Consider the following 3,350-nt stretch of genomic DNA (forward strand, 5'->3'; position numbering starts at 1 on the left):
TCGCCGTCGCCGGCTTCCTCTCCGACCGGTTGCTGACGCTCTTCTTCCGCGTCCTGTTCCGCGACCGCCCGCTGATCAAGTAGGAGCCGACGATGGACACCGAACACCTCTCCGCCGGCCGCATGGCCGACGTCCGCATCGCTGGCCTGAGCAAGGTCTACGCCGGCGGTGTCGCCGCGATGGCCGACGTCGACCTGACCATCGCGTCCGGTGAGTTCGTCGCCGTGGTCGGCGCCAGCGGCTGCGGCAAGAGCACGCTGCTGCGCATCCTGGCCGGCTTCGAGCGGCCCAGCGGCGGCGTCGTCGAGGTCGGCGGGACGCCGGTCACCGGCCCCGGCCCCGACCGCGGCGTCGTCTTCCAGGACTACGGCCTGTTCCCCTGGCTGTCGGTGCGGGAGAACGTCGCCTACGGCCCTTCCCGCAAGAAGCTGCCCAGGGCCGAGGTCGCGGCGGTCACCGACCGGTTCATCGCCGCCGTCGGGCTGACCCGGTTCGCCGGGACGTACCCCGCCCAGCTGTCCGGTGGCATGCAGCAGCGGGTGGCGATCGCCCGGGTGCTGGCCAACGACCCGTCGCTGCTGCTGATGGACGAGCCGTTCGGTGCGCTGGACGCGCTCACCCGGGCGGACCTGCAGGCCGAGCTCAAGCGGATCCACGTCGACACCCGGACGACGGTGGTCTTCGTGACCCACTCGATCGAGGAGGCGGTCTACCTCGCCGACCGGGTCGTGGTGATGACCGGCGGCGCCTCGCACGGCGTGCCCGGCTCCATCCGCCGGATCGTCCCGGTCGACCTGGCCGACCGCGACGTGACCAGCCCGGCCTTCAACGCGGTCAAGCGCGAGATCGCCGACCTGGTGCACACGGTGCCCGCCACCGTCTGACCCAGGAACCGCAGGGGCCGAAGCCGCGATCTCGGTGCCTGCGGCGCCCCGCCCCGTTGGGGTGAGGTCTCCTGGCAAGGCTGCGGTACCGGCGGTGGGCGGCCGATCTCACCCGTACGAGCAGTGCACCCGCACTGCGTCTCGGCGAGCAGAGCGGAAGACACACGTGGCCAAGGTGCTGGTGGTGGAGGACGAGGACGTCACTCGTCTGATGCTGGAGTCACGTCTGCACCTGGCCGGCCACCGCGTCCGCGGCGCCGGCTCGATGGACGAGGCGCGCAACGTCCTCGAGCACGTGTTCACCCCCGACGTCGTCATCACCGACATGTTCATGCCCGGCGGCAGCGGGCTGTCCCTGGCCTCGGCACTCCGCAAGGACCCGATGTGGGCCGACGTGCCGCTGATCTTCCTCAGTGGCCGGGCGCTGCCCGGTGACGTTGCAGCCGGGGCCGCGCTGAACGCCGCCTACCTCGCCAAGCCGGTGTCGATGACCGCCCTCACCGCGGCGATCGACACCGCCCTGGTGGCCACCGCCGCCGCACGCGACGAAGCCGTGCGCGACCACGTCGAGGACCTCTGGGACCTCGATGACGATGCCGAGCGCCAGCTCCACGCGACGCTGCTCGGCACCTTCGTCGGCTGGGCGCCCGAGGGCCTGGCGTCCGTCGAGGACGCCCTGCACGTCGGGGACGCCGTCGCCGTCGAGGAGACCGCCCACAAGCTGCGGGGCAGCGCGGCCACCCTCGGCGCCGGCCCGCTGGCCGAGCTCTGCGCCACCCTCGAGGAAGCCGCCCGCACCGGGCAGCTGCCGACTCCCGGCCCGGTGATCGGCGCACTGCGCCGCGAGCTGGAGGTCACCTGCCGGGTCTTCACCGAGCTGGCCGCCGAACTGGCCGAACCGCTCACCCCCGCCGCCTGAGGCACCGGGGCCGCGCCTCCGGCTCCCCCTGATCGGGGGCCCGGGGTCGCCACCGCAGGCCCGACTTGGTGGGATGGGGCGTCCGGACGCCCCGGGCAGCGCACCAGGGAGGAGCCACATGCACCCGGACGGTCAGCTCCTGGGCGGGCGCTACGAGCTCACCTCGCTGATCGCCACCGGCGGCATGGGGCAGGTCTGGCAGGCCCGCGACACGTTGCTCGAGCGGGACGTCGCGGTGAAGGTGCTGCGCAGCGAGTTCACCGGTGACCCGACGTTCCTGGCCCGCTTCCGGGCCGAGGCCCAGCTCGCCGCCCGCCTGGTGCACCCGAACATCGCCACCCTGTTCGACTACGGCGAGATCCCACCCGCCGGCCCGCGCGACGAGCACCTCGCCTACCTGGTGATGGAGCTGGTGCGTGGTGAGTCGCTGTCAGCACTGCTGCGCCGCGAGGGCCGGCTGAGCCCCGAGCGCACCCTCGACGTGCTGCGGCAGAGCGCCGCCGGGCTGGCCGCCGCGCACGCCACCGGCGTCGTCCACCGGGACGTCAAGCCCGGCAACGTGCTGATCGGCGACGACGGCACCGTGAAGATCACCGACTTCGGTGTCGCCGTCTCCGGCTCCAGCGTGCCGCTCACCCAGACCGGCCAGGTCATCGGCACCCCGCACTACCTCTCCCCCGAGCAGGCCCAGGGCGACCGGGCCACCGCGGCCAGCGACGTCTACGCCCTCGGCATCGTCGGCTACGAGTGCCTGGCCGGCCACCACGCCTTCGACGCGGAGAGCTCGGTGCAGGTCGCGCTGATGCAGATCCGGGACACCGCCGCACCCCTGCCGGACGACGTCCCGGCCCCGGTGCGCCAGCTCATCGCGGCCGCGATGGTCAAGGACCCGGCCCAGCGCTTCCCGGACGGCGCCGCCTTCGGCACCGCGATCGACGACGTCCGCGCCGGGCGCTCCCTGCCGCAGACCGACCGGACGACGGTGCTCCCCGCGGCCGGGGTCTCGGCACAGTCGCCGAGCACGCGGGTCATGCCGGCCGTCGGCGGGGCCGCGGCCGCTGGGGTGGGCGCGGTCGGTGCCGGTGCCGCCGGACCTGGTCCCGAGCGGGAGCGGGAGGGCAGACGCCGCCGCCTCCTGCTCCCAGTGCTCGGCGTGCTGCTCGCGGCCGTCGTCGCCGTGGTCGGGTTCCAGCTGCTCGGCGACGACGGGACGGCCGACCCGACGACGACCCCGACGACGAGCACCGAGCAGACCTCCCCGGCCACGACCACCGCCGAGGAGACCGCCCCCAGCGTGGAGCTGGTCGCGGTGGACGCCGACGACTACATCGGCCGGCGGCTCTCCGACGTCGAGTCCGACCTGACCGGCCTCGGCCTGTCGGTCACCGCCGTCCCACGGGAGACGGCCGACGCCACCGCGGGCGCGGATGAGCTCACCGAGTACCACGAGCACCGGCTGACCGGACCGGCACGGCACTGGCGCATCCGGCAGGAGGTCCAGCAGCTGACCCTGGTGGACGAGGACACGGTGATCGCCGACGTCCACC

3 protein-coding genes are annotated in these 3,350 nt (G+C 73.8%); all 3 read left to right on the top strand.

The genetic code is table 11. From position 1 onward, the window contains the following. Positions 1-92: 92 nt before the first annotated feature. Entirely contained in the window at positions 93-884 is a 792-nt protein-coding gene (locus tag G5C62_RS26205) for an ABC transporter ATP-binding protein (RefSeq protein WP_164703301.1), read from the top strand. A gap of 166 nt (positions 885-1,050) precedes the next feature. Then, positions 1,051-1,803, top strand: a complete 753-nt coding sequence (locus G5C62_RS26210; protein WP_164703302.1) for a response regulator — start codon at positions 1,051-1,053, stop codon at positions 1,801-1,803. A 118-nt stretch (positions 1,804-1,921) separates the two neighbouring features. Then, positions 1,922-3,350, top strand: a 1,429-nt coding sequence (locus tag G5C62_RS26215) for a protein kinase domain-containing protein (protein ID WP_241176151.1), incomplete at its 3' end; no start/stop codon positions are given.

This window comes from Modestobacter sp. KNN46-3, from assembly GCF_011039295.1.